The sequence below is a fragment of the Nonlabens sp. genome, assembly GCF_051251825.1.
Lineage (GTDB): Bacteria > Bacteroidota > Bacteroidia > Flavobacteriales > Flavobacteriaceae > Nonlabens.
In genome coordinates, this window is record NZ_JBPOGG010000003.1 from 33,555 (window position 1) to 56,726 (window position 23,172).

At 35.4% G+C, this 23,172-nt stretch carries 18 protein-coding genes; 15 read left to right on the forward strand and 3 right to left on the reverse strand.

Translation table 11 applies throughout. The features are described 5' to 3' along the window. Positions 1-23: 23 nt before the first annotated feature. The gene (locus ACSHWW_RS05170) at positions 24-404 is read right to left on the reverse strand and encodes a hypothetical protein (RefSeq protein ID WP_435681359.1); all 381 of its coding nucleotides are present in this window, start codon (positions 402-404) and stop codon (positions 24-26) included. Between the two features lie 104 nt (positions 405-508). On the opposite strand from ACSHWW_RS05170, the gene ACSHWW_RS05175 reads away from it, so the two are divergent. The 6 genes from ACSHWW_RS05175 to ACSHWW_RS05200 all read left to right on the forward strand — a co-directional run bounded on the left by ACSHWW_RS05175 (position 509) and on the right by ACSHWW_RS05200 (position 5,645). Next, positions 509-1,072: an RNA polymerase sigma factor gene (locus tag ACSHWW_RS05175; RefSeq protein WP_435681360.1), complete on the forward strand. Its 564-nt coding sequence runs from the start codon at positions 509-511 to the stop codon at positions 1,070-1,072. Then, entirely contained in the window at positions 1,072-1,860 is a 789-nt protein-coding gene (locus ACSHWW_RS05180; protein WP_435681361.1) for a tetratricopeptide repeat protein, read from the forward strand. Before ACSHWW_RS05175 ends, ACSHWW_RS05180 begins: the two co-directional genes overlap by 1 nt. Before the next feature lie 96 nt (positions 1,861-1,956). After that, on the forward strand, positions 1,957-2,895 hold the full coding sequence (locus tag ACSHWW_RS05185; protein ID WP_435681362.1) for a hypothetical protein: 939 nt from the start codon (positions 1,957-1,959) through the stop codon (positions 2,893-2,895). Between the two features lie 2 nt (positions 2,896-2,897). Continuing rightward, positions 2,898-3,188 carry a hypothetical protein gene (locus ACSHWW_RS05190; protein ID WP_435681363.1) on the forward strand — a complete coding sequence of 97 codons (291 nt, stop codon included), beginning with the start codon at positions 2,898-2,900 and terminating at the stop codon, positions 3,186-3,188. Between the two features lie 67 nt (positions 3,189-3,255). Further along, positions 3,256-4,347, forward strand: coding sequence for a DegT/DnrJ/EryC1/StrS family aminotransferase (locus ACSHWW_RS05195; RefSeq protein WP_435681364.1), 1,092 nt, complete (start codon positions 3,256-3,258; stop codon positions 4,345-4,347). Then, the gene (locus ACSHWW_RS05200) at positions 4,347-5,645 is read left to right on the forward strand and encodes an O-antigen translocase (protein ID WP_435681365.1); all 1,299 of its coding nucleotides are present in this window, start codon (positions 4,347-4,349) and stop codon (positions 5,643-5,645) included. The genes ACSHWW_RS05195 and ACSHWW_RS05200 overlap by 1 nt, the downstream gene beginning before the upstream one ends. On the opposite strand, the gene ACSHWW_RS05205 is transcribed toward ACSHWW_RS05200, so the two are convergent. Then, entirely contained in the window at positions 5,629-6,012 is a 384-nt protein-coding gene (locus tag ACSHWW_RS05205; RefSeq protein ID WP_435681366.1) for a hypothetical protein, read from the reverse strand. The genes ACSHWW_RS05200 and ACSHWW_RS05205 overlap by 17 nt on opposite strands. Position 6,013: 1 nt before the next feature. Then, positions 6,014-6,409: a hypothetical protein gene (locus ACSHWW_RS05210; RefSeq protein WP_435681367.1), complete on the reverse strand. Its 396-nt coding sequence runs from the start codon at positions 6,407-6,409 to the stop codon at positions 6,014-6,016. 158 nt (positions 6,410-6,567) lie between these two features. Between ACSHWW_RS05210 and ACSHWW_RS05215 the strand changes: the two genes are divergently transcribed. From ACSHWW_RS05215 to ACSHWW_RS05255, 9 genes are all read left to right on the forward strand, one after another. Beyond that, positions 6,568-7,335: an exonuclease domain-containing protein gene (locus ACSHWW_RS05215; protein WP_435681368.1), complete on the forward strand. Its 768-nt coding sequence runs from the start codon at positions 6,568-6,570 to the stop codon at positions 7,333-7,335. A 129-nt stretch (positions 7,336-7,464) separates the two neighbouring features. Beyond that, the gene (locus ACSHWW_RS05220) at positions 7,465-10,242 is read left to right on the forward strand and encodes a helix-turn-helix transcriptional regulator (protein WP_435681369.1); all 2,778 of its coding nucleotides are present in this window, start codon (positions 7,465-7,467) and stop codon (positions 10,240-10,242) included. A 245-nt stretch (positions 10,243-10,487) separates the two neighbouring features. After that, on the forward strand, positions 10,488-13,511 hold the full coding sequence (locus tag ACSHWW_RS05225) for a SusC/RagA family TonB-linked outer membrane protein (protein WP_435681370.1): 3,024 nt from the start codon (positions 10,488-10,490) through the stop codon (positions 13,509-13,511). Positions 13,512-13,521: 10 nt separating this feature from the next. Further along, positions 13,522-14,979 (forward strand): RagB/SusD family nutrient uptake outer membrane protein, encoded by a 1,458-nt coding sequence (locus ACSHWW_RS05230; RefSeq protein WP_435681371.1) that lies wholly within the window; start codon positions 13,522-13,524, stop codon positions 14,977-14,979. A gap of 10 nt (positions 14,980-14,989) precedes the next feature. After that, positions 14,990-17,023, forward strand: coding sequence for a hypothetical protein (locus ACSHWW_RS05235; RefSeq protein ID WP_435681372.1), 2,034 nt, complete (start codon positions 14,990-14,992; stop codon positions 17,021-17,023). 10 nt (positions 17,024-17,033) lie between these two features. Then, positions 17,034-18,683: a family 16 glycosylhydrolase gene (locus ACSHWW_RS05240; protein WP_435681373.1), complete on the forward strand. Its 1,650-nt coding sequence runs from the start codon at positions 17,034-17,036 to the stop codon at positions 18,681-18,683. 1 nt (position 18,684) lies between these two features. After that, complete coding sequence (gene bglX / locus ACSHWW_RS05245) at positions 18,685-21,009, forward strand: beta-glucosidase BglX (protein WP_435681374.1); 2,325 nt, start codon at positions 18,685-18,687, stop codon at positions 21,007-21,009. Continuing rightward, complete coding sequence (locus ACSHWW_RS05250; protein ID WP_435681375.1) at positions 21,006-21,761, forward strand: glycoside hydrolase family 16 protein; 756 nt, start codon at positions 21,006-21,008, stop codon at positions 21,759-21,761. Before bglX ends, ACSHWW_RS05250 begins: the two co-directional genes overlap by 4 nt. A gap of 25 nt (positions 21,762-21,786) precedes the next feature. Next, entirely contained in the window at positions 21,787-23,118 is a 1,332-nt protein-coding gene (locus tag ACSHWW_RS05255; RefSeq protein WP_435681376.1) for a T9SS type A sorting domain-containing protein, read from the forward strand. The last annotated feature ends 54 nt before the right edge of the window (positions 23,119-23,172 follow it).

A 23,172-nucleotide genomic window follows, 5' to 3' on the forward strand; every position in this document is an offset into this window, starting at 1 on the left:
AACCGAAATTTACACATTAATTATTAAAAAGGCTCAAAACTAGCGTTTTCAACAACAGTTTCTTCTTTTACAAAGATGATAGGCTTAGTCACGTCTTGTGATTCATATGTAATCTGCCATTCTTCACGGTTTTCATTACTAGCATCAATTTGAAATGAATATAATTGAATAATGGTTTGAGAGAACATTAAGTTTTCTCTCAAGTTAAATTTATCAGTTTCAGTCACTCCTTCTTCCCAGCTAATGTATAGCGTAGAAGTTGCGTTTTTTTGAGAGTTATTTGTAAGTGCAATATTTGACGCCTCATTCATTAATCCTTCATCTTCAAGAGAATTAACACTACAAGATGTAATGAATACAAATAAAAGAAGATAGATTGAAATTTTTGAGAGTGAATTTTTCATAATAGTAGGGTTTTGTAATTAAGTTGTTACCCTACTGTTACCTTTAAGTTCTGTTTGTTACCCAAAAAAATAAACTGATTTCAATTTCTACTATATTTGCTTTGATGGCCGAAAATTTAAAGTACCTAAATGCCTTATTAAATAGTGACTCAGTCGTGATTTCTGAGTTATATAAAGAGACACTTCCCAAGGTTATAAAATTCGTCGTCAATAATAATGGAACAGTACAAGATGCTGAGGATGTTTTTCAAAAGGCACTGGTCCAAATCACGGTGAGATACAAGAAAAACCCTTTTATAATTACTTCAAATTTTAATGCTTATTTATTTACTGCCTGCAAGAATTTATGGCGTCGAGAATTAAATAAATCATCTCGATGGGTAACAAATGGTGTCCATGATGAACAATTCTATAAAGACAAGGATGAGGCTCTTGCATTATTAGAACAAGAACGATTGGAGCTATTTGAAGCTGCGATGGACTTAAGTTCTGAAAATTGTAAATCTATTCTTAAAATGTTTTTTAAGAATATTTCTTACGAAGAGATAGTTAATGACTTAGGTTATAGTTCAGAGATTGTTGCAAGACAACGTGTTTTTAAATGCAAAAAGAAACTGATAGAGCTTATCCAAAGTAGCCCTCGATTTAATTTGTTAAAAGAATTATGATGATGACAGATAATATTTTACTCGAAAAATTTTTCAAGGATCAATTAAATGATAATGAAAAAGACCTATTTGAAAAAAGAAAACTGGATCCTGAATTCATGGAGCAATTGGTTCTAGAAAAACAGTTGTATGATACTTTTAATGATAATAGCTGGAGTTTTGCAAATAGTGTAGATAAAGCTATTGTAGAAGACTATCAGGAATCATTTGAGTCAGAAGATATCCAAAAACTCAAAAACACATTAGACTCTATAAGCTCAGGGAATACAACATATCATTTCAACTGGAAACCATTGCTATTTGCGGCCGCAGCTATCGTTGTGATTATTCTGAGTATCTCTGGATTTAATAATGATAGTTCAAATGCTGATGACCTTTATGCTGCGTATTTTGATAAGAATGAGGTAATTTATTCTGTAGTAAGAAGTAGTGAAAACGAAACTACATTTAATAAAGCTAGCGAACTCTATTTAAATGGTGATTATAAATTAGCACTGCCATTGATAAATGAAACTATTACAAATTTTGAAAATGATTTACCTACACTTTTGATTATGAAGGGTATTTCTTTAACTGAGTTAGGTTCCTATGAACAAGCCGCCGTGGTTTATGATGAACTTATAGAAAGTAATTATATAGATTCTCAAAAAGGATACTGGTATAAAGGATTGTTAATTTTGAAAAAAGGTGAAGTTGAAAAAGCTCTTGTAATATTTAATAAAATAAAGAATGAAGAACTTTATAATTCTAGTAAAGCTTCTGAAATTATAGAGATTCTGGAAGATTAAAAAATTCTTTCTTTATACGTCTTATGTTGGGTTTCAATTAATTTTCTACAAATAAGATAGAACCTTCTACTATCTTAGCAGTTAGAATAAATTCTATTGAAAATACGAGTTCAAAAATATCATGTTAGTCAAGCTGTAGAATGGAATGCTTTTATAAGGCAAACTATACATGGTACTTTTTTGATGGAACGTAATTTTATGGATTATCATCAAGATCGTTTTGAAGATGCGAGCATGATGATTTATAAGGATGAAATTCTGTTTGCGTGTGTTCCAGGTAATAAAAAAGATGAACAATTCTACAGCCATCAAGGATTAACCTATGGAGGTTTTTTCTTTAAAGAAAATGCCACACCAACAGAAGTAGAGTACGCTTTTCAATATTTTATTACTGAATTAAAGAAGGAATACCGGCGTATAGAATGGAGATGGCAACCAGCGATTTATAATTCTAGTCATAACCACTTGCTAGAAATCTGTGAGCAAAATGGTTTTAAAAACTATCAAGCTTTTAATAATCTGCATATCAATTTAAAAGAACCCGTTGATATTTCTCCTAAAAAGACCGTAGGATATCGCAACGGTAAATTTGAAAATATGCAAGTGGTCATTAATCATAATTTTAAGAGTTTCTGGAATGAGATATTAGAACCTCAATTAAAGGCAAGGCATAATGCAACTCCAGTTCATAGTTTAGTGGAAATTGAATTGCTAGCATCACGTTTTCCTGATGGTATACAGCAATATCTTGTTTATGAAAATGACGAATTGCTAGCAGGAATTACATTCTTTATTAAGGGATTGATTGTTAAAACGCAGTACGCATCTGCAACAGCGGTTGGGATGAGTAAAAATGCAAACGACTTTATTTACATGGAAGCTATTAAAAATTTCCAAGAACGCGGAATGACTTTTATGGATTGCGGTCATGTAAATAATCCTGACGGCAGCATCAATAGAGGATTACAAAGATTTAAAGAACAGCTAGGAGCTATAAACCAACCTATGTATAGGTCACAATGGACTAAAATATAATTATGAAATACAGTAAACGTTCCTTTCATTTTGCCTGGATATCAATAGTTCTAGCATCTATGTTTTTAATTTTTTCTCAAATTTCTAGAGATGGAAGTACTGAGTTTGATATGCTCATAAGCTACTTAATTACTTTTCAGTATATGAGTATTTTGATAGGATTTGCCTGTGCTATCATGAGTAGAAAAGAAGAAAAGACGCAACCGCAACGCTGGGCTTATTACATTAATATCTTGCTATTTGCAATCATGGCAGGTTACTTTATTTTCTCTTATGTGAGTAAAGCCTCCTAAAAACAAGAACTAGTTTATACTTTCTTATTTTTAGGAACGTTTTTGAACTATACCAGCCTTATAAACTTTGAAAATACCATACCTACCATTACGTGAGCTCAGTGCTCGATTTACACAAGCAGATCAGCTTGCATTCACAGACGTGCACCTCTCTGGCAGGTATATTGGTGGTGAAAAAGTGAGTCAGTTTGAATATCAATTTGCAAATTTTTGTGGTGTTAAATATGCTATTTCTACTGGAAATGGTCTTGATGCACTGACCATCATTCTCCTTGCAGAGAAACAACTAGGTAATTTGCCCGAAAACGCAAAAATCTTACTGCCAGCACATACTTACATCGCGACCTTTTTAAGTGTCATTCATGCTGGAATGCAGCCAGTACCTGTTGATGTGACTGATATGTTACTTACTGTAGAAAATTTAAAATCTCAAATCCATAAAGTAGATGCTGTTATAACTGTCGATTTATATGGTAAGCTCGTGGATGATGCGGTTTACGCTTTCGCGAAAGCGGAACAAAAACCAGTTTATTGTGATAGCGCACAATCACACGGCGCCATAAATAAAGAAGGAAAAAGATCTGGAAGCATAGCAAGAGCTAGTGCATTCTCATTTTATCCTACTAAAAATCTTGGTGCCTTGGGCGACGGCGGCGCATTAACTACAATGGATGACGAGCTTGCAACCATGGCGCGTAGCATAGCAAATTATGGTCGTACTAGTCAATTCAAGAACGCTGTAAAAGGAGTGAATAGTCGACTAGATCCATTACAGGCTGTATTTCTATTAAACAGATTACCATCACTCGATGCAGATAATAAAAGGCGTGTAGAAATCGCTAAAAGCTATTATGAAAACATAAGACACGATCACGTGGTCTTACCAGAATCTGCATTTCTTGAAAATAACGCTATGCATGTTTTCCCAGTATTTGTCGATGACAGACCACATTTTCAGAATTATATGGAAGAAAAAGGAATAGGGACAAATGTTCATTATCCGCTAGCGCCGCATCATCAAGAGGCTTTTAAAGAATTAAGTGATTTGTCGTTCCCGCAAACTGAATATTTACATCGTACAGAAGTAAGTTTGCCATGTCATCCTTTATTAACTGATGAGGAAGTTATTTACATTATAGAATGTATAAATAATTATTAATGAGATCATTAATTTCTTTTTTTAAGAAAAACTTACTGCTCAAAGTGGCTAGTTTTAATGGTGTTTTTATACTAGTTAAAATAGCAATAGGCGCAATCATGTCACGCATAATTGCAGACTATGCTGGTGCTGCTGGAATGGCGGTTATGGGAAACCTGCGCAACTTTACACAAGGTGTCCAGACCTTTGCGATATTAGGTTTTGAGCATGGTCTAGTAACTTACGCAGCAGCACATCAAAAAGATCCTAGTCAACTTAAAAAACACTACAAAACAGCTTGGTCACTCGCTATCATTTCAAGTGTTGTTCTCGCGATTGTAATTTACTTTGCCGCTCCATGGCTGGATGATTACCTTATAGCTCTTGATGTATCTTTTATTAATGTCTTTAGATTGTTTGCTGTTTCATTACCGTTTTATGTGGTGTTTATATTTATAACATCTTTATTACAAGGTTATGAGGTGTTTAAAAAATACATCACATTACAAATTATTATCAGCTTGATTATCTTTTTGATATCTGCTTACTTAATTTATAACTATAACCTTACCGGAGCACTTTATGGGATTGTAATTGTTCCATTTGTGCAATGTGTTATAGGACTCATCATGCTTAAAAATGCTCTCGGAAATGAGATTTCATTCAGGAGCTTGATAGGATTTCAATGGGACGCTACTATCACACGTAAATTGTTTTCTTATAGTTTAATGGCGCTAGTAAGTGCTGTTCTATTGCCTACAGTGGCTATTCTAGTGCGCAATGAAGTGCGTGTACTGGAAGGTGATGACGCGGCTGGATGGTGGGAAGGAATCGTGCGTTTGTCTGGTTACTATTTACTTTTTGCAACTAGCTTGATTAGTATGTATATCTTACCTAAGTTGAGTAAAGATGACAGCTTCAAAAATTTTAGAAATACGATAAGTCATTTCTATAAAACTATTTTGCCTATTCTATTTCTGGGTTTAATAGCTGTTTATTTATCTAGAGACTTAATCATTAGCATTCTTTTTAATGCAGATTTTGATGGTATGGAACCACTATTTAAATGGCAACTGGCTGGAGATTTTGTGAAGATTGTAACGACCGTACTAGCGTTTCAATTTGTCGCGCGCAATAATTTTAAAAAGTATCTTATTTCAGAGTTGATAAGTGTCGCCTGTTTTTACCTATTGAGCATGTATTTGCTGCCTCAGTATGGTGTAGAAGGAATAGTAATGGCGCATTTAGGAACTTACATAGTTTACCTGATTGCGTTAATAATCCTTCTTAAAAAAGAGCTTTTTAGTTCTTCTTCTTAGGATCTATGCGCATAACATCTTTAACAAGTGTATCTGTCTTACGCAAGTCTATGTTGTTCTCTTTTTTAGTTACTACGGCAATATAAGTGTGAGTCGTGTCCTTACCTTTAAGAGGAATTAAGGTTATTAAAGCTTTTTTAGTTTTGGCAGGTATGGTTTCTATCATAGGTCGATCTGCACTGCGGCGGAAACCCGAACTGTTCACCTTAAAAAATAAATCCAGGTCTTTATCGGTCACATTTTCTGCAAAGTAAGTGATCTTTTTATGTCCTTTTTCGACCGTAATGTTAATTCCGTCGGGTTGCTGTTGCGTTGTGCTAGCGCCCAAAAATAAAAATATAGCGATAAAAATTTTCAATGGATTCATGTTATTCTTTTTCTAGTTGAGCCTTAAAAGCCTCATATTGTTGTTGTAAAAAATCTGTGCCATATTCCTTTTCAATAGCAGCATTCATCGCAGCGGCATAGCATAAATCTTGCGGAGTTACCGCACAACCTTTGCTTTCAAATGAGATGTTATACTTGTCAAGCACGTATTTACGGAAAGCCACCTGATTACTCATCGGTGCCGGCATCAATCCATAACTTACACTTATGAACTCTTTACGTGCCGCCATTTGAGCAGCTTGTTCCTTAATAGCTTCACAAGTTTCAGATCCGCCAGGTTGAATTAATTCAAATTGCTTTCCCTTAGTTTGTACGCTATCTTGACCATAGGAAAGAGTTGAGATAGTTATAAAAGTAAGTAGTATGAATAATTTCATGGGTTCTTTTGATAAGTTCTATCCAATTTCCGTGCCTAGCTCAAGACAGCAACTATATTTGTAAAAATAATAAAGAAATTACAATCGGTGAGGAGTGTTTTTAAGTACGCTTTCGCGGAAGCGTGTTTCTCACAACCTATTCTTTTAAAATTATCATTATGAAACTGAATCTACACAGGCCTATCTGTTTTTTTGACCTTGAAACTACTGGAGTTAATATTTCTAAGGATCGTATCGTGGAGATTTCTATTCATAAAGTAATGCCTGATGGAACTGAGAAAACCTATACTTTTAAAGTGAATCCTACCGTTCCTATTCCTGCCGAAACTACTGCTGTGCACGGAATTACTGATGAAATGGTGAAAGACAAACCTACTTTTAAAGAACTCTCTCATGAAATTCACAACTTGATAAAGGATTCTGATCTTGCTGGTTTCAACTCAAACAGATTTGATATTCCGTTACTTGCAGAAGAGATGTTACGTGCAGGAGTGGACTTTGATATGGGGAATCGCAATGCGATAGATGTACAGACTATTTTTCATAAAATGGAACAGCGCACACTCGTGGCTGCTTATAAATTCTACTGCAATAAAGATCTTACCGACGCGCACAGTGCTGAGGCCGATACCATTGCTACTTATGAAGTTCTAAAAGGTCAACTAGAACGATATCCAGACCTAGAAAATGACATGAAATCCCTTGCCGAGTTCTCCACTCGACGCAAACCAGTTGATTTTGCTGGAATGCTTGCTTTTAATGAAAATGGAGAAGAGTGTTTTAACTTCGGTAAACATAAGGGAAAACGTATCGTTGATGTGCTGGAAAAAGAGCCAGGTTATTACAGTTGGATACAAAACGCTGACTTTCCTTTATATACTAAAAAAGTACTCATTGCTATAAAACTGCGAGGTTTCAATAGTTAAAATGTTGTAGTGCCTGTTTTCTTGGGTAAATAGTGAATAACTGATTAAAAGCTAGTTAAGTTATTGTTTTTAGCAGTTGTTGTTGCATTGTTGTAGTAGTAGTTATTACATTTGATGAAAATGTAACTATTGAAAACTGCTTTTTATTTTCTGTTTTTCTGTTTTTCTATGTTGTTGACTGCGCAAGAATTGCCGCCAGTCATCAACTACTTACCTGCAGACTATAATGCGGGAAATCAAAACTGGATGATTACGCAATCGTCTAACGAATTTATCTACGTAGCAAATAATAAAGGATTACTCGAGTTCAATGGTGCGCAATGGAAATTGTATCCTACACAGAACGAGAGTATTATGCGATCTGTGAAATCTATTGATGATCGTGTTTATTCTGGTTGCTATATGGATTTTGGGTATTGGCAAAGAGATGCATATGGGGCAATGCAATACAGCTCAATAGTGCAAAACCTCAATGTAGAAGTTAAAGAAGATGAGCAGTTTTGGAATATCATAGATGGAGATTCTTTTGTGCTATTTCAATCTTTGAGCTCTATCTATTCTTATAACAAGATTTCCCAAGAGGTCGTTCAAATCGTGAGCCAACCTGATATTACTAAACTTTTTAGAGTTGAAGACCACTATTATTATCAAGTGATTGGGCAAGGACTATTTGAAATTGTTGCCGGTAAACCTGTTCTGGTAAATGAGAGTCCTTTGATTAAAGAAACTTCGATAATATCCATGTTTCAGTATCAAAATAAGCCACATTTTTTAACAGTTCAGAATGATTTGTACATACTGGACGATAATAAACTGTTACTGAAAATTGAAAATACTATTAAGGAAAATATTAGTGTTTATAGTGCTAGTTTATTAAGTGATGGTACGTTAATGATAGGTACTATTTCAAATGGTATTTTTAATCAAACGATAGATGGAAAAGTCTTATATCAAATGGATCAGTCTGATGGGATCCTAAATAACACGTCACTGTTCACATTTGAAGATATAAATAAAAATGTATGGATAGGACTTGATAATGGAGTAAGCTGTCTCAATGTGGATTCTCCTTATAAACTATTTGTAGACCAGAATGGTACTTTGGGAACGGTTTATACTTCGCTCTTTAAAGATGGGTTTTTGTACTTAGGTACTAATCAAGGTTTGTTTGTAAAAAGTAATGATCAACAGGGATTTAAGTTTATAACTGGTACTGAAGGACAAGTATGGAAATTAAAGTCCATAGGAGATACCATCTTTTGTGGTCATAATTCTGGTACTTTTTTGATTGAAAATGATAAGGCTACTTTAATAGCTAAGGTTCCAGGTTCTTGGGATTTTCAATCTATTGTGGACAACGAGTTAATTTTACAAGGGAATTATTCCGGTCTTTATTATTTACATAAGGTCAATGGGAAATGGGGCATAAGGTCAAAACTCGATGGTTTTGAGATGAGTTCAAAAGACTTTGCACTCATAGAGAATGAGATTTATGTAAATCACGAGTATAAAGGAGTTTATCAACTATCGCTTACTGATGATTTATTCTCGATAAAAGATATTAAACAGATTGAAAAATTAGGGAAAGGAATAGGTTCAGATCTAGTAGTGTTTAATGAACAGCTACTTTTTGCAAAACGTGACGGTATTTATGTAAAAAGTAAAAGTAATAGTGACTTTGCGATTAGTGAGCAATTAAGTGTCATTTTAAAGGAAGATGATTATTCTTCTGGAACAATGGTGAAAACTAACGATAATAGCCTTTGGGTTTTTACAGAACGATTAGTCCATAAAATAAGTAAGGATAATATTAATGATGGTTTCATCATTAAAAAGATTTATCTGAGTAAGGAAATGCGTAATGAAAAAATAGGTTACGAGAATGTTTCTATAGTGAATGATGATCAATATTTAATAGGTTCTTCTACAGGTTATTTGTTATTTAATGAAGACTATGAGTTCGCTCTTGATCATTCTGTTTTTATTGATAAAGTGTATGATGTAAACGCTTCTACATATCTCAATCTTCAAAGTTCAGAACCTATAGAATTAAAGCCTAAAAACAATGACTTGAAAATTAGTTTTAATTCTCCTGTTTTTAAAGGGTTAGGTCATGTAGAATATCAACATAGATTTTCAAATGATTCAGATCTATGGAGTCCATTAACTAAGGCTACTGCAATTGATTTAAGTAACTTAAACTACGGTTCATATAAGTTTGAAGTGCGATCTTCATTTAATAATCAGATTTCTAATAATGTTGCGGCTTTTGATTTTATAATTGAAAAACCTTTTTATGCAACTAACCTTGCTATCGTATGTTATGTGTTATTAGGGATTCTAGCTTTACTTGCAATTAATTATTATTATAAATGGCATTATAGAAAAGAAGAAGAAAAAGCACTAGCGCAACAACAAAAAGAATTGGAATTGAAAAACCTAGCAAATCAGAAAGATTTGATTCAGTTACGTAATGAGCAGTTGAATAAGGATATTGAACATCGCAATAATGAATTGGCTATTTCAACCATGGCGATGATTAAGAAGAATGAAACACTTAATGAGATTAAGGCTGAACTTGAAAAAGTAAAGGATGCGACACAAGTAAAATCTGCAAAAAGACTTGTGGAGAAGAATTTGAGTAGTAAACAGGACTGGATCACCTTTGAAGAAGCATTCAATAATGCTGATAAAGACTTCTTTAAAAGAGTCAAGGATAAGCATCCTAATTTAACCACTGGTGATTTAAGATTGTGTGTCTATTTAAGACTCAATCTTTCTTCAAAAGAGATAGCTCCGCTGCTTAATATCTCACCACGTAGCGTAGAGATTAAGCGATATCGTTTGCGTAAAAAAATTGATATGACAGCAGAAATGGATCTGAACGAGTATTTTATCAATTTTTAGAACCACAACTTCAACCTGATTTACCACAACATTACCACAACATTCAACCATTTACAACGGTGTAGTTGTCGTTTTAAATATGTTTTATAATTTTAGATTCCTTTGATTATAGCCTTGTTTAAAGGGTTTATTGTGAAATCTTCAATAAATCGACCTTTATTTTGTCATGTTGAGATGGTGTAGCAGACTTATTTCCTAAATACGCAGTTCTTACTCGTAGATTTAAACAACCAAAATTTAAAAGGATGAATAAATATTTTCTTTTTCTTCTATTTACAACGTTTTCGTTGTTTGCACTTGCTCAGCAAGTCAAATATACGGGTACTGTAATGGATGGAGCTTATCAAGAACCTTTATTAGGTGCTTCAGTAATTATTAAAGGAACTAATGTAGGAACAACAACAGACCTTGACGGTAAATTTATTGTTCTGGCAAAACCTACAGATGTACTTGTAATTTCTTATCTAGGGTATCTTACCCAAGAGGTTCCCGTGTCAGAAAATCTTGTGGTTACACTTGTAGAAGATGTTGCTTCACTAGATCAAATAATTATAGTAGGTTATGGAACACAGGCAAAAAGAGAAATCACCGGAGCAATAACTGTTGTAGATGCTGAGACTATTGAGAATTTAAAACCTACTCGTATCGAGCAAGCATTACAGGGACAAGTTGCAGGTGTTACAGTAACATCAACATCAGGTTCTCCAGGTGCAGCATCTAACATAAGGATAAGAGGAGTTTCTACAAATGGTGATAACAGACCATTAATTCTTGTAGATGGTAACGTTGTAGAAGATCTGAGTGTAATTAATCCTGGTGATATAGAAAGTTATACCGTTTTAAAGGATGCAACAGCTGGTATTTATGGTGTTCGAGCAGCAAATGGTGTAATTCTAATTACAACTAAGACTGGTAGAAAAAATCAAAAACTACAGTATCAATTTGATGCTTACATAGGATTCCAACAGACCACTAGGAAATTACCAACTTTAAATTCAAACCAATATGCTTTATTAAAGAATGAAGCCTATTCAAATAATGGTGAGGCAGCACCATTTACTAGTCTTGTAGGTTTGAATAATACAGACTGGCAAGATCAAGTATTTGATAATGCTCCTATTTTTAATAATAACATTGCTTTACGTGGTGGGACAGAAAAGGCGGCATATGCATTTGGTGCTTCCCTGTTGAGACAAGATGGTATCGTAGGAAGAGGTAAAAGTAACTTTACACGTGGTACAGTAAGATTTAACTTTGACTATGATTTATTAGATAACCTTCAAGTTAAGACTGGATTATTTTATACAGGAACTTCACGTAATACTATTTCAGAGAATGGTTTAGGTAGTGTCCTTTTTAATGCCGTGAATAACGCACCTACTTTTGCAGTAAGAGATTCAAATGGAGACTTCACACTTGCTGAAGGTTTAGGTAACGAAGTTATTAATCCTGTACATCAACTTGAGAATACCTTTAATTCTAATAAGGTAGATAAAATCAGTGGAAACTTTGGATTGACTTATAAATTTTGGAATGACTTTACTGCTGTTTCACGTATTCAATTCAATTATGCTGAATCTTATGGTGATAATTTTGCACCTGAGGCCTTCTATGGTTCAGGAAAAGTGTTTAACATAGATCGTAATGTATACGGGCAATACAGTAATTATTTCAGAGATTACACTTATGACGCCTTTCTTAATTATGAACACGCTTTCGCGAAAGTGCACAACGTAAAAGCTACAGTAGGTATGTCTGCTTTCCGTACTACGGGAAAATTCAATGGATTAACTGGATTTGATATTCCAGGAAACAGCTGGTCTAATGCCAGCCGACAAAATGCTAGTGATATAGTAGATAATTTCCCTAATGGTGGTGATGAATATGATGCTCGTCTTTTATCTCACTTTGCAAGAGTACAATATGATTATGATGGTAAATATTTATTTTCTGGTGTTTTAAGACGCGATGGATCTACAAAATTTGGTCCTGAAAATAAATTTGGATTCTTCCCATCAGCATCTGCAGGTTGGGTGATGAGTGAAGAAAATTTCTTGCAAGAATCTAAACACATCAATTTCTTAAAATTAAGAGGTTCTTATGGTATTATAGGAAACGATAGAATTCCAGATTACAGATTTATTTCTCTATTGAATGGAGAAGGAGCTTATGTAATTGGTGATAACCTGATTTTTGGAACTGCAATTGGTGCTATTTCAAATCCTGAAATCAAATGGGAAGAACAATACACGGCAGATATAGGTCTTGAGGCAGAATTCCTAGATTACAAATTAAATGTTACCATTGATTACTTTTCAAGACGTACGGAAGACTTATTACTAGTGCCAGTCGTATCTGGAACACTAGGGACGAGCGCACCAGGTTCTGGGGCACCAGTAATTAATGGTGGTGATGTACGTAATAGAGGACTTGAATTTGCAATGAGCTATAAAGATAAAATCAATGATAATTTATCATTTACAGCAAGCTATAATTTTGCAACTCTAGATAATGAAGTTCTTAAAGTAAATAATTCAGTTGGTTTCTTAGAAGGTGGATCCTTCGGTGTAGGTCAGCCAGCTCCATCTAGAATGGAAGTAGGTAAACCTATAGGTTACTTTTATGGATATCAATCAGACGGTATTTTCCAGGATGCAAATGAAGTAGCATCGCATCCATCACAAATCGCGCTAGGAGCAAATGCTCAACCTGGTGACATTAGATATGTTGATATTAATGAAGATGGAGTTATAAATACTGACGATCGTACAGATTTAGGAAACCCTATTCCTGATGTAACTATGGGATTAAACTTAACGGTTAATTATAAAAACTGGGATATTCAAACCTATTTATATGCATCCATAGGTAATGACGTAGTAAGAAACTATGAACGTAACCAAAACCTAACAAATTTAACGACTAATTATTTAGATCGATGGACTGGTGCTGGAACTAGTAATTCTACTCCTAGAGTAACTACAGGTGCTACTTCAAATCAGGTTTTCTCTGATTTCTATGTAGAAGATGGTTCTTTCTTACGTGCACAAAACATGCAAATAGGATACACGATTCCGTCGGCCAACATAGATGCCGTTAAATTTAAAGACGTACGTTTCTATCTTTCAGTAAATAACTTATTCACTTTGACTAAATATCGTGGTTTTGATCCTTCAGCCTCCGATGGGCAACCTATCGGTGGAGGAATCGATTATGGATTCTATCCTGTACCACGCACATTTCTTGCAGGTGTTAACTTAAAATTTTAATCTCATCATTATGAAAAAAATAATATATACATTTCTTATCATGAGTGTCGCAGTTGTTTTCAACGGCTGTACAGATGATTACATAGACGTAGCCAGTCGAGATGAAAACTCAGAGGATTTTTTCAATACTCCAGAGGATTACCAGAGTGCACTTATAGGTGCTTATGATTTATTGCAAACCACATACATCAATGCGATGTTAGGTGAAATCGCATCAAACAATACACTCGCTGGTGGTGAGAGCGCGACAGACGTGATTGGTATTCAGCAAATCGATGACATGACGCACACTCCGGTAAATGCTCAACTCAAAGATCTTTGGGGTTGGATGTATTCTGGAGTGAATCGTGCAAATTACATTCTTGAGTTTCAAGATAAAATTGATTTTCCAGAGAAGCAGCAAGTACTTGCTCAAGCACGTTTTTTAAGAGCTTACTACTACTTTGAATTGGTTAAGTTTTTTGGAGATGTTCCATTAGTAGTTGATAAGAGAATCCTTTTTGGAGATCAATTTGAAATTAATAGAACACCTAAAAGTGAAGTTTACATGCAAATCGAGTTAGATCTCATTTTTGCAGCAAATAATTTAGATTATACAACAACAGAATCTGGCCGAGTGACTAAAGGTGCAGCACAAGCTCTATTAGGTAAAGTATATTTATTTCAAGACAAATTTACTGATGCAGCAAATGTGCTTGATGACGTAATCACCATGGGACCTTATGATCTTGTAGATGATTACAGCACCATATTTGAAAATGATAATGAAAACAACATAGAATCTGTATTTGAAGTTCAATATACTGACGTAGAAGGAGCTGGCTTCGGTTGTTTACAATGTAGTGAAGGAAACGTTGCTGTAGGATTCAATGGAATCCGTAATTATACAGGACCTGTATTTGATTCTGGATTTAGTTTTAATGTTCCTACACAAGATGTTGTTGATGAATTTGAACTTAACGACTTAAGATTACCAGTCGCTATCTTAGACATAAATGCTTGGGCAACTGCAAACAATGCCACTTTTAATACAGGATTTGAGCATACTGGATATTTCAATAGAAAATATATAGCAAGACAAGGTGACCTAAACACAGGTGATCAAAACTTGACTAATCCTAACAACTATAGAGCTATAAGATTTGCAGACGTGTACCTAATGGCTGCCGAAGCTTACAATAGAGGTAATCTTGGTGACGACATAGCAAGAGATTATCTTAATGAAGTAAGAATGCGTGCAATGATGCCATTAGTAACTGCAACAGGTGCTGCATTAACAGACGCTATTTATCATGAACGTCGAGTAGAATTCGTAGGTGAAGGACATCACTTTTTTGACCTAGTGCGCACAGGTAGAGCTGCCAGTGAAATAAATGGATTTGTAGCTGGTAAACATGAAGTATTCCCTATACCACTCGATGAGATCATTTTATCGGGTAACCGATGGGATCAAAACCCTAATTACTAATAAAGACAACATGAAAAAGACATTATATTTTTTAAGTGTTCTATTGATATCTATTTTCACAATGGTAAGTTGTGTTGAAGATGACCTTACAGAACAGGTGCAAAATTTAAGCGCACCTCAAGAATTAGACATCACATTTAATATCACTCAAGATAATTCAGGATTAGTAACATTAACTCCATCAGCATCTGGTGCAGCTTCTTATGAGTTGTTTTATGCAGACGGTACTGACGAGTCCATTGATTTACTTCCTGGAGAAAGCACAGAGCGCATGTATCCTGAGGGCAATTATCCGATCCGTTTAGTAGCAACTGCTATTAATGGGAAAACCTCAGAACTGGTAAAGGATTTAATGGTTTCATTTAGAGCACCAGAGAATCTAGTAATTGACATTCAGCAGGATCCAGCCTCTAATCTAGGAATTATCGTAAAAGCAACCGCAGATTTTGCTACCATGTTTGAAGTGACTTTTGGAGAAGACCCATCACTTCCAGCGCAACCTCTAGCAGTAGATGGTGAGACTAGTTATTTATACACAAATACGGGAGATTATATCGTTACAGTTACGGCTTTCAGCGGTGGAGCAGCGACCACTTCAGGTACTCAAACGGTTACTATTTTAGATCCATTTGTATTACCAGTAGATTTTGAATCAGCTACATTGCCTTATAACTTCATTGATTTTGGTGGTGCCGCTTCCGCGAAAGTTGCTAATCCAGACACAAACGGGAACTCAAGTGCCTTTGTAGCAGAAACTATCAAAACTGCCGGAGCTCAAGTTTTTGCAGGAACCGTGGTTGAATTAGATAATCCAATTGATTTTACAACATTCCAAAAATTAAAAATTGACTCTTGGTCACCACTTCCAGCAGGAACAGTAGTGAAAATGAAATTAGAGAATGCGGCAGATGCTAATATAAATACAGAAATTGATGCAGCAACTTTAGTTTCTAGTGCTTGGGAAACATTAGTTTATGATTTCTCTGCGGCAGATTTAACTCAGGAATATCACAAAATCATTCTGTTTTATGATTTTGGAAATACAGGAAATGGAGATACTTTTTACTTTGATAATATAGAATTGACTGATCAGAGTGCGGTCGCCTTAGAGTTACCACTTGATTTTGAATCACCGGTATTGAATTATGGATTTACAGAGTTTGGTGGAGCACCTACCAGCGTAATTGCAAATCCAGATATGAGTGGTATCAATACTAGTCCTATGGTTGCAAACACTTTAAAAGTGAATAATGCACAAACCTTTGCAGGAGCCTTTATTGATTTAGATAACCCTATCGACTTTGGAACATTTGACAAAATTAAAATGAAAGTTTGGACACCACAAGCTGGTCAAATTGTAAAGCTTAAAATTGAAAACCTTTCAGATCCTAATATTAATATAGAAGTTGATGTGATGACTACCGTTGCAAATGCTTGGGAAGAACTCATTTTTGACTTTCCAGGAGTAATGTCTAGCAATGATTACCAAAGAATAGTCGTTTTCTTTGACTTCGGTAACACTGGAGTAGGAGCAGACTATTATTTTGATGATTTAGAAGTTACAAATGGAGCACCGGCACTAGCACTTCCATTAACTTTTGATAATGCTGCATTGACTTACAATTTTACAAACTTTGGTGGAGCAACATCTACTGTTATTGCAAATCCAGACGCGACTGGTGCAAACACTACTGCGATGGTAGGAAACTTAAATAAGTCCTCAGGATCACAAGTTTGGGGTGGTTCTTTTATTGAGTTAGACGGACCTATTAATTTTTCTTCATTACAAAAGATTAAAATGAAGACTTGGTCACCTCAATCAGGTATTGTTGTGAAAATGAAATTAGAAAACCTCGCAGATCCTAATATAAATATTGAAGTTGATGTTACTAATACAGTGGCAAGTGTATGGGAAGAATTGACCTTTGACTTTACGGGTATTAATAACGCAAATAATTACCAGCGTTTAGTAGTCTTCTTTGACTTTGGTAACGCAGGAACTGGAGCAGACTATTACTTTGATGAAATAGAATTAACAAATTAAAAAAAGCATTATGAAATTCATTAATAAAATATTTTTCTTAGCCTTTGCAGGCTTGTTGATTTTATCATGTCAGGAAGATGATTTAAAATTTGGTGACATTACAGCACCTACAGAACTGGTCGTTAATTTCACAGTACAAGGTCAGGACGCGGCAAATCCTTTCGGTGATGGAAGTGGAAAGGTAGATTTTACAGCTTCGGCTCAAAATGCTATCAACTTCACCTATGATTTTGGAGATATGCGCTCAGGTTCTGCATACGATGGTACTATTACACATCAGTTTGTAGAACAAGGAACAAACGTTTATAGTGTTACAGTAACAGCAACAGGAACAGGTGGAGCGTCAACTACTCAAACGGTATTAGTTGAAGTGTTTAGCGCGTTTGATGATGCCGAGGCAAAACAATTTTTGACCGGTGGAACTACTAAGACTTGGTATTGGGCAGCTGCTGAAGCTGGTCATTTAGGTGTAGGTCCTAACGATCCCAATATTGCAAATCCTGGAGAAAATAATTTCCCAGCATACTACAGTGCTTCGCCATTTGAAAAAAATGGAGCTGGAGAAAGTATGTGTTTATATATGGATCAAATGGTCTTTACTATGAATGGTAATAATGTTGAATATGAGTTATTGAATGGTGGAGAAACTTATTTCAATGCTTCATTTGAAGGTGTTGCCGGCGGTGCAAACGGATTTGATTATTGTTATGCTTATGACACATCTGGTGTGAAAAACGTAACATTTTTACCATCTGATTCAATAGTTCCAGACACCGAGAAAAGAGGAACAACCATGCAGTTTAGTGGTGATGGATTTATGAGCTATTATATTGACTCTTCGGTTTATGATATTTTAGAGATTTCAGATAACAGGTTAGTAGTACGTTCCATAATGAATGGAAATCTAGCTTGGTATCACATTTTCTCAACAGATGATCCTAATGCAACTGGTGGCGGTGGTCCAACTGGAAGCTTAGTTTGGTCAGATGAGTTTGATGTAGATGGAGCACCAGACGCAACTAAATGGACTTATGATTTAGGTACTGGAAGTAATGGATGGGGAAATGGTGAGTCACAAACTTATACGGATCGTGTTGATAATGTAAAAGTTGAAAATGGTTTATTGAAAATCACTGCCAAAGCTGAAAGCCTTAACGGTAGCAACTACACTTCTGCAAGAATAAAATCTGAAGGTCTTTATGAGTTCACATATGGGACTGTTGAAATTAGAGCAAAATTACCTACAGGTGTAGGAACGTGGCCAGCTTTATGGACACTTGGCGCAGATTATCTAACTAATCCATGGCCTGCAGCTGGTGAAATGGATATCATGGAGCATGTAGGTAGAGATCAAGATAATATTTTAGGTACCGTACATCATCCTGGAGCTTTTGCTGGCACAGCAGATGGTGGATCACTTCCAGTTCCTGGAGTATCTACAGATTTCCATGTTTATAAATTAGAATGGACTGCAACTGATATTAAATTCTTTGTTGATGATCAGCAATTTCATCAAGTGGCAAATAACTCTTCTCTTCCTTTTGATAAAGACTTCTTTTTCATTATGAATGTAGCTATGGGAGGAACTTTAGGTGGAACGATTGATCCTGCATTTGTTGAAAGTACTATGGAGGTTGATTATATAAGAGTTTATCAATAAAATGAATTTTAATAAAACACATATTAAATTATCTATTTTGGTCTTAATTGTCCTGTCAGTGATGAGCTGTAATGACAATTCTAAGTTACTGGCAGTAGGTAATTCTGAAAGTCAAGCACCTAAGTCTTCTGATCTTGATAAAAGAGTAGATTCAGTATTGAACCTAATGACTCTTGAAGAGAAAATAGGTCAAATGAATCAGTATAATGGATTCATGGACTTTACGGGTCCTGCACCTAAAGGTGGAGATGCTGAGCGTAAATTTGATCATATTAAAAAAGGATACGTAGGTTCTATGCTTAACGTGCGTGGAGTTAAAGATGTTCTTGCGGTTCAAAAAGTAGCCGTAGAAGAATCAAGATTGGGAATACCGTTGATTATAGGTTTTGATGTAATTCATGGTTATGAAACTATGAGTCCTATTCCACTGGCAGAATCTGCAAGTTGGGATTTAGCGGCAATTAAAGAATCTGCTAGACTCGCTGCAAAAGAAGCAGCTGCAGCAGGAATTAACTGGACATTTGCTCCTATGGTAGATATCTCTAGAGATGCGCGATGGGGAAGAGTGATGGAAGGAGCTGGAGAAGATCCTTTTCTAGGAAGTAAAATAGCAATCGCTAGAGTTGAAGGATTTCAAGGTAATGATTTAACGAGCTATGAATCAATCGCTGCATGTGCAAAGCATTTTGCAGCATATGGTTTTGCTCAAGCTGGAAGAGATTATAATACTTCAGATATTGGAACTTCAACTCTTTATAATACCGTTTTTCCACCATTCAAAGCAGCTAGCCAAGCTGGTGTGAAATCATTTATGAACAGCTTTAATGATCTCAATGGAATTCCTGCTACAGCAGATAAATTTCTAATGAGAGATGTGTTAAAAGATGAATGGGAATTTGAAGGTTTTGTAGTTTCAGATTGGGGCTCTATTACAGAAATGGTGGCTCATGGATATGCCAAAGACGGTAAAGCCGCTGCTCAATTAGCTGCAAATGCAGGTTCTGACATGGATATGGAATCATATCTCTATGTAAATGAATTAGCTGGTCTAGTTAAAGAAGGTAAAGTAAAAGAGTCTGTTATTAATGAAGCTGCTCGACGTATTTTAAAAGTAAAATTTGAATTAGGATTATTTGATGACCCATATAAATACTGTGACTTAGAACGTGAAAAAGAAGTTACAGGAAGTAAGGAAATCATGGATGGTGCGCTTGATATGGCATTAAAGTCTATCGTGCTTCTTAAAAATGAGAATCAACTATTACCACTTAAAAAAGAAGGACAAAAAGTAGTCTTAATTGGAGCACTAGCGGCAGAGAAAAATAGTCCGTTAGGTAGCTGGAGAATAGGTGCAAAAGACAACACCGCTGTAAGTGTTCTCGAAGGAATGAAACAGTATGATGCTAACCTTACTTTTTCCAAAGGTCCAGACTTGACGATAGGAGAAACTGTATTTGCCAAAGAAGTGGTCATTAATACAAATGATAGAACTGGTTTTAAAGATGCGGTTAACAGCGCTCGAGGAGCAGACGTTGTAGTTATGGTTTTAGGAGAACACGCGTTTCAAAGCGGTGAAGGCCGCAGTAGAACGGTATTAGATCTGCCAGGTTTACAGCAAGAATTATTAGAAAAAGTTCATGCTGTGAATAAAAATATTGTATTAGTACTTAATAACGGTAGACCACTTGCATTACCATGGGCTGCTGAGCATATTCCGGCTATTGTTGAAGGATGGCATTTAGGAACTCAAAGCGGTCATGCAATTGCTCAAGTATTATATGGAGATTATAATCCTTCAGGTAAATTACCTATGTCATTTCCTGAAAGTGTAGGTCAAGCACCTATCTATTATAATCATAAAAGTACTGGAAGACCATCATTACCAGCACCAGGAATTGTATTCTGGTCACATTATCAAGATGATTCAAATGATCCTTTATGGGCATTTGGTCATGGATTGAGCTATACAGATTTTGAATATTCAAATCTTAAAGTGACTGATGATTTTAATTCTAGTGGCAAAGTAGAAGTTTCCGTGGTACTTAAAAATACAGGTGACATTAAAGGTAAAGAAGTTGCACAATTATATATACAAGATCAATTTGCAAGTGTGATAAGACCGGTAAAGGAATTAAAAGGATTTGAGCTTGTAGAACTAGAAGCTGGAGCAAGTAAAACGTTGAAGTTTACTTTAGATAAGAGTCAACTAGGTTTCTACGATAACCATGGGAAATGGATTGTGGAAGATGGAACTTTTAAAATATGGATAGGTGGAACTTCACAAGCAGAACTATCGACCACGTTTGAATTAGGTAATATAGAATGAGACTAAGTTTTTTCATCATATCGCTTTTATTATTTACTTCTTGTAAAGCACAAGATGAGACGATTTTTGCGGAAGAATTTGATGGAGATATTTTGAATAGCGCACATTGGAATTATGATCTAGGAAACGGTTGTCCTGATCTTTGTGGATGGGGAAATAATGAATTGCAATTCTATACTCAAGAAAGTGTCGCCTTAAAGAATGGCAATCTAAATATTGAAACAACTTTTGATAATGGAATGTATCAATCTGGTAAGATTACGACCAAAGGAAAAGTGGAGTTTCAATACGGAACTGTTGAAATAAGAGCACAACTGCCTCAAGGGACAGGAATATGGCCGGCAATGTGGTTGCTAGGAAATGATATTGATTCCATAGGATGGCCAGCTTGTGGAGAGATTGATATGATGGAATTTGCAGGAAAAGATCCCTTGAAATTGCACACTACTTTGCATACTCCAGCGAGTCATGGAAATAGTGTGAATACAAAAATGAATCTTGTAGAAAATCTAACTGATGAGTATCATGTTTTTAAAATGACTTGGACTGAGGATTACATCGAGTTTTTTATAGATGGAAACAGTTTATATAAATTCAATCCTGAAATTAAAAATGAAGAAACTTGGCCTTTTAATAAACCCTATTACTTAATCATAAATACTGCCGTAGGAGGAACCTTTGGTGGCGAGGAAGTAGATAATGCTATTTTCCCTCAAAACTTAAAAATCGATTATATAAAAATTTACAATTAATAATTATTACTAAAACCCGTATATCATGAAAAAAATTACCCTTATTTTATTTTTATTTACTGCAGCTTTCAGTACAGCGCAGACTTTTCCATTAGATTTTTCAGATCCATTGGATGATTTTACTGACGCAGGAAGTGTTTTCAGTATCATCGCAGAACCTACAATGACTTCCAATATGGTTGGTGAAATCATAGGTGGTGGAGGACAGTACGATAACGTACAACTAGACCTTGCAAATTTTGTAGATGTATCTGGTGCAAACAAAGTAATCACATTTAGGTTCTTTAATCCAGATGCTGATGTGATGCCAGGATTATTTCAATTAGCAAATTCAAGTGATGGTTCTCCAGCAGTAGAAGTTCCTTTTACTTCAAATGTAAATGGAGCATGGCAAACAATTACAGTTGACTTTGCAAATGCAGGTAATGCATATCCATTCTGTGCAGGATGTCCTCAAGACACTCCAGTTGCTCTGGATAAATATTCAAAGATTGTTTTCTTTACAGATTTTGCAGTCTTCACAACAGATACTTATTATGTAGATGATATCGCTGGAGCTGCAGATGGTGGACCAGTAGGTGGATTACCTACACCACAAGTAGCAGCGCCTACACCTACAGCTCCTGCTGCAGACGTGATTTCTATGTTCTCAAACGCTTATACAGACGTTGCAGTGGACACATGGAGAACTAGCTGGAGCTCATCTGCGTTTGCAGATATTCAAGTTGCTGGTGACGATGTTAAAGAATACAAGGCTCTTGATTTTAATGGAATCGAAACAACATCTTCTCCTATCGATGCATCTACTCCAGGAATGATGTTTTTCAATTTAGATGTGTGGACTTCAAACGCTACTACATTTAGAGTGAAGTTAGTTGATTTTAAAGGTGATGGTTTCCAAGGGGCAAACGGTGATACTGAAGCTGAATTAAGCTTTAATCCAGGATTCAATGCATGGGAAACTATAAGCATTCCGCTTAGTGACTTTACAGCAGCTGGTATGACAGATTTTGCAGACATTAACCAGTATATCATTTCTGCTCAACCAGTAGGAACAGCTGAGGTTTATATCGATAACGTTTATTTCTCTGTAAACTCTACAGCAACTAATAACGATGTTAATAAAGCAGCAATTACTGTTTATCCTAATCCTTCTGAGAATAATTACTGGAATATTAATTCTGCAGGCGCAACTATTGAAAGCGTTCAGTTATTCTCTACACTAGGTCAGGAAGTTTTAAATCTTCAAGTATCTGGTAATGATGTGCGTATCGATAACTCAGACTTAACGGCTGGTATTTATCTTGCAGTTGTTTCAAGTGCAACAGGAACCCAAACTTTCAAGCTTATTAAGTAGTAATAATTTCCCCTTGAATTATTCTATAGACACTGGTAGGATTTAATTCTTACC

Coding starts and splice junctions, on each gene's coding strand:
- ACSHWW_RS05170 (WP_435681359.1), bottom strand. CDS start 404: ATGAAAAATTCACTCTCAAAAATTTCAATCTATCTTCTTTTATTTGTA.
- ACSHWW_RS05175 (WP_435681360.1), top strand. CDS start 509: ATGGCCGAAAATTTAAAGTACCTAAATGCCTTATTAAATAGTGACTCA.
- ACSHWW_RS05180 (WP_435681361.1), top strand. CDS start 1,072: ATGATGACAGATAATATTTTACTCGAAAAATTTTTCAAGGATCAATTA.
- ACSHWW_RS05190 (WP_435681363.1), top strand. CDS start 2,898: ATGAAATACAGTAAACGTTCCTTTCATTTTGCCTGGATATCAATAGTT.
- ACSHWW_RS05200 (WP_435681365.1), top strand. CDS start 4,347: ATGAGATCATTAATTTCTTTTTTTAAGAAAAACTTACTGCTCAAAGTG.
- ACSHWW_RS05205 (WP_435681366.1), bottom strand. CDS start 6,012: ATGAATCCATTGAAAATTTTTATCGCTATATTTTTATTTTTGGGCGCT.
- ACSHWW_RS05210 (WP_435681367.1), bottom strand. CDS start 6,409: ATGAAATTATTCATACTACTTACTTTTATAACTATCTCAACTCTTTCC.
- ACSHWW_RS05215 (WP_435681368.1), top strand. CDS start 6,568: ATGAAACTGAATCTACACAGGCCTATCTGTTTTTTTGACCTTGAAACT.
- ACSHWW_RS05225 (WP_435681370.1), top strand. CDS start 10,488: ATGAATAAATATTTTCTTTTTCTTCTATTTACAACGTTTTCGTTGTTT.
- ACSHWW_RS05230 (WP_435681371.1), top strand. CDS start 13,522: ATGAAAAAAATAATATATACATTTCTTATCATGAGTGTCGCAGTTGTT.
- ACSHWW_RS05235 (WP_435681372.1), top strand. CDS start 14,990: ATGAAAAAGACATTATATTTTTTAAGTGTTCTATTGATATCTATTTTC.
- ACSHWW_RS05240 (WP_435681373.1), top strand. CDS start 17,034: ATGAAATTCATTAATAAAATATTTTTCTTAGCCTTTGCAGGCTTGTTG.
- bglX (WP_435681374.1), top strand. CDS start 18,685: ATGAATTTTAATAAAACACATATTAAATTATCTATTTTGGTCTTAATT.
- ACSHWW_RS05250 (WP_435681375.1), top strand. CDS start 21,006: ATGAGACTAAGTTTTTTCATCATATCGCTTTTATTATTTACTTCTTGT.
- ACSHWW_RS05255 (WP_435681376.1), top strand. CDS start 21,787: ATGAAAAAAATTACCCTTATTTTATTTTTATTTACTGCAGCTTTCAGT.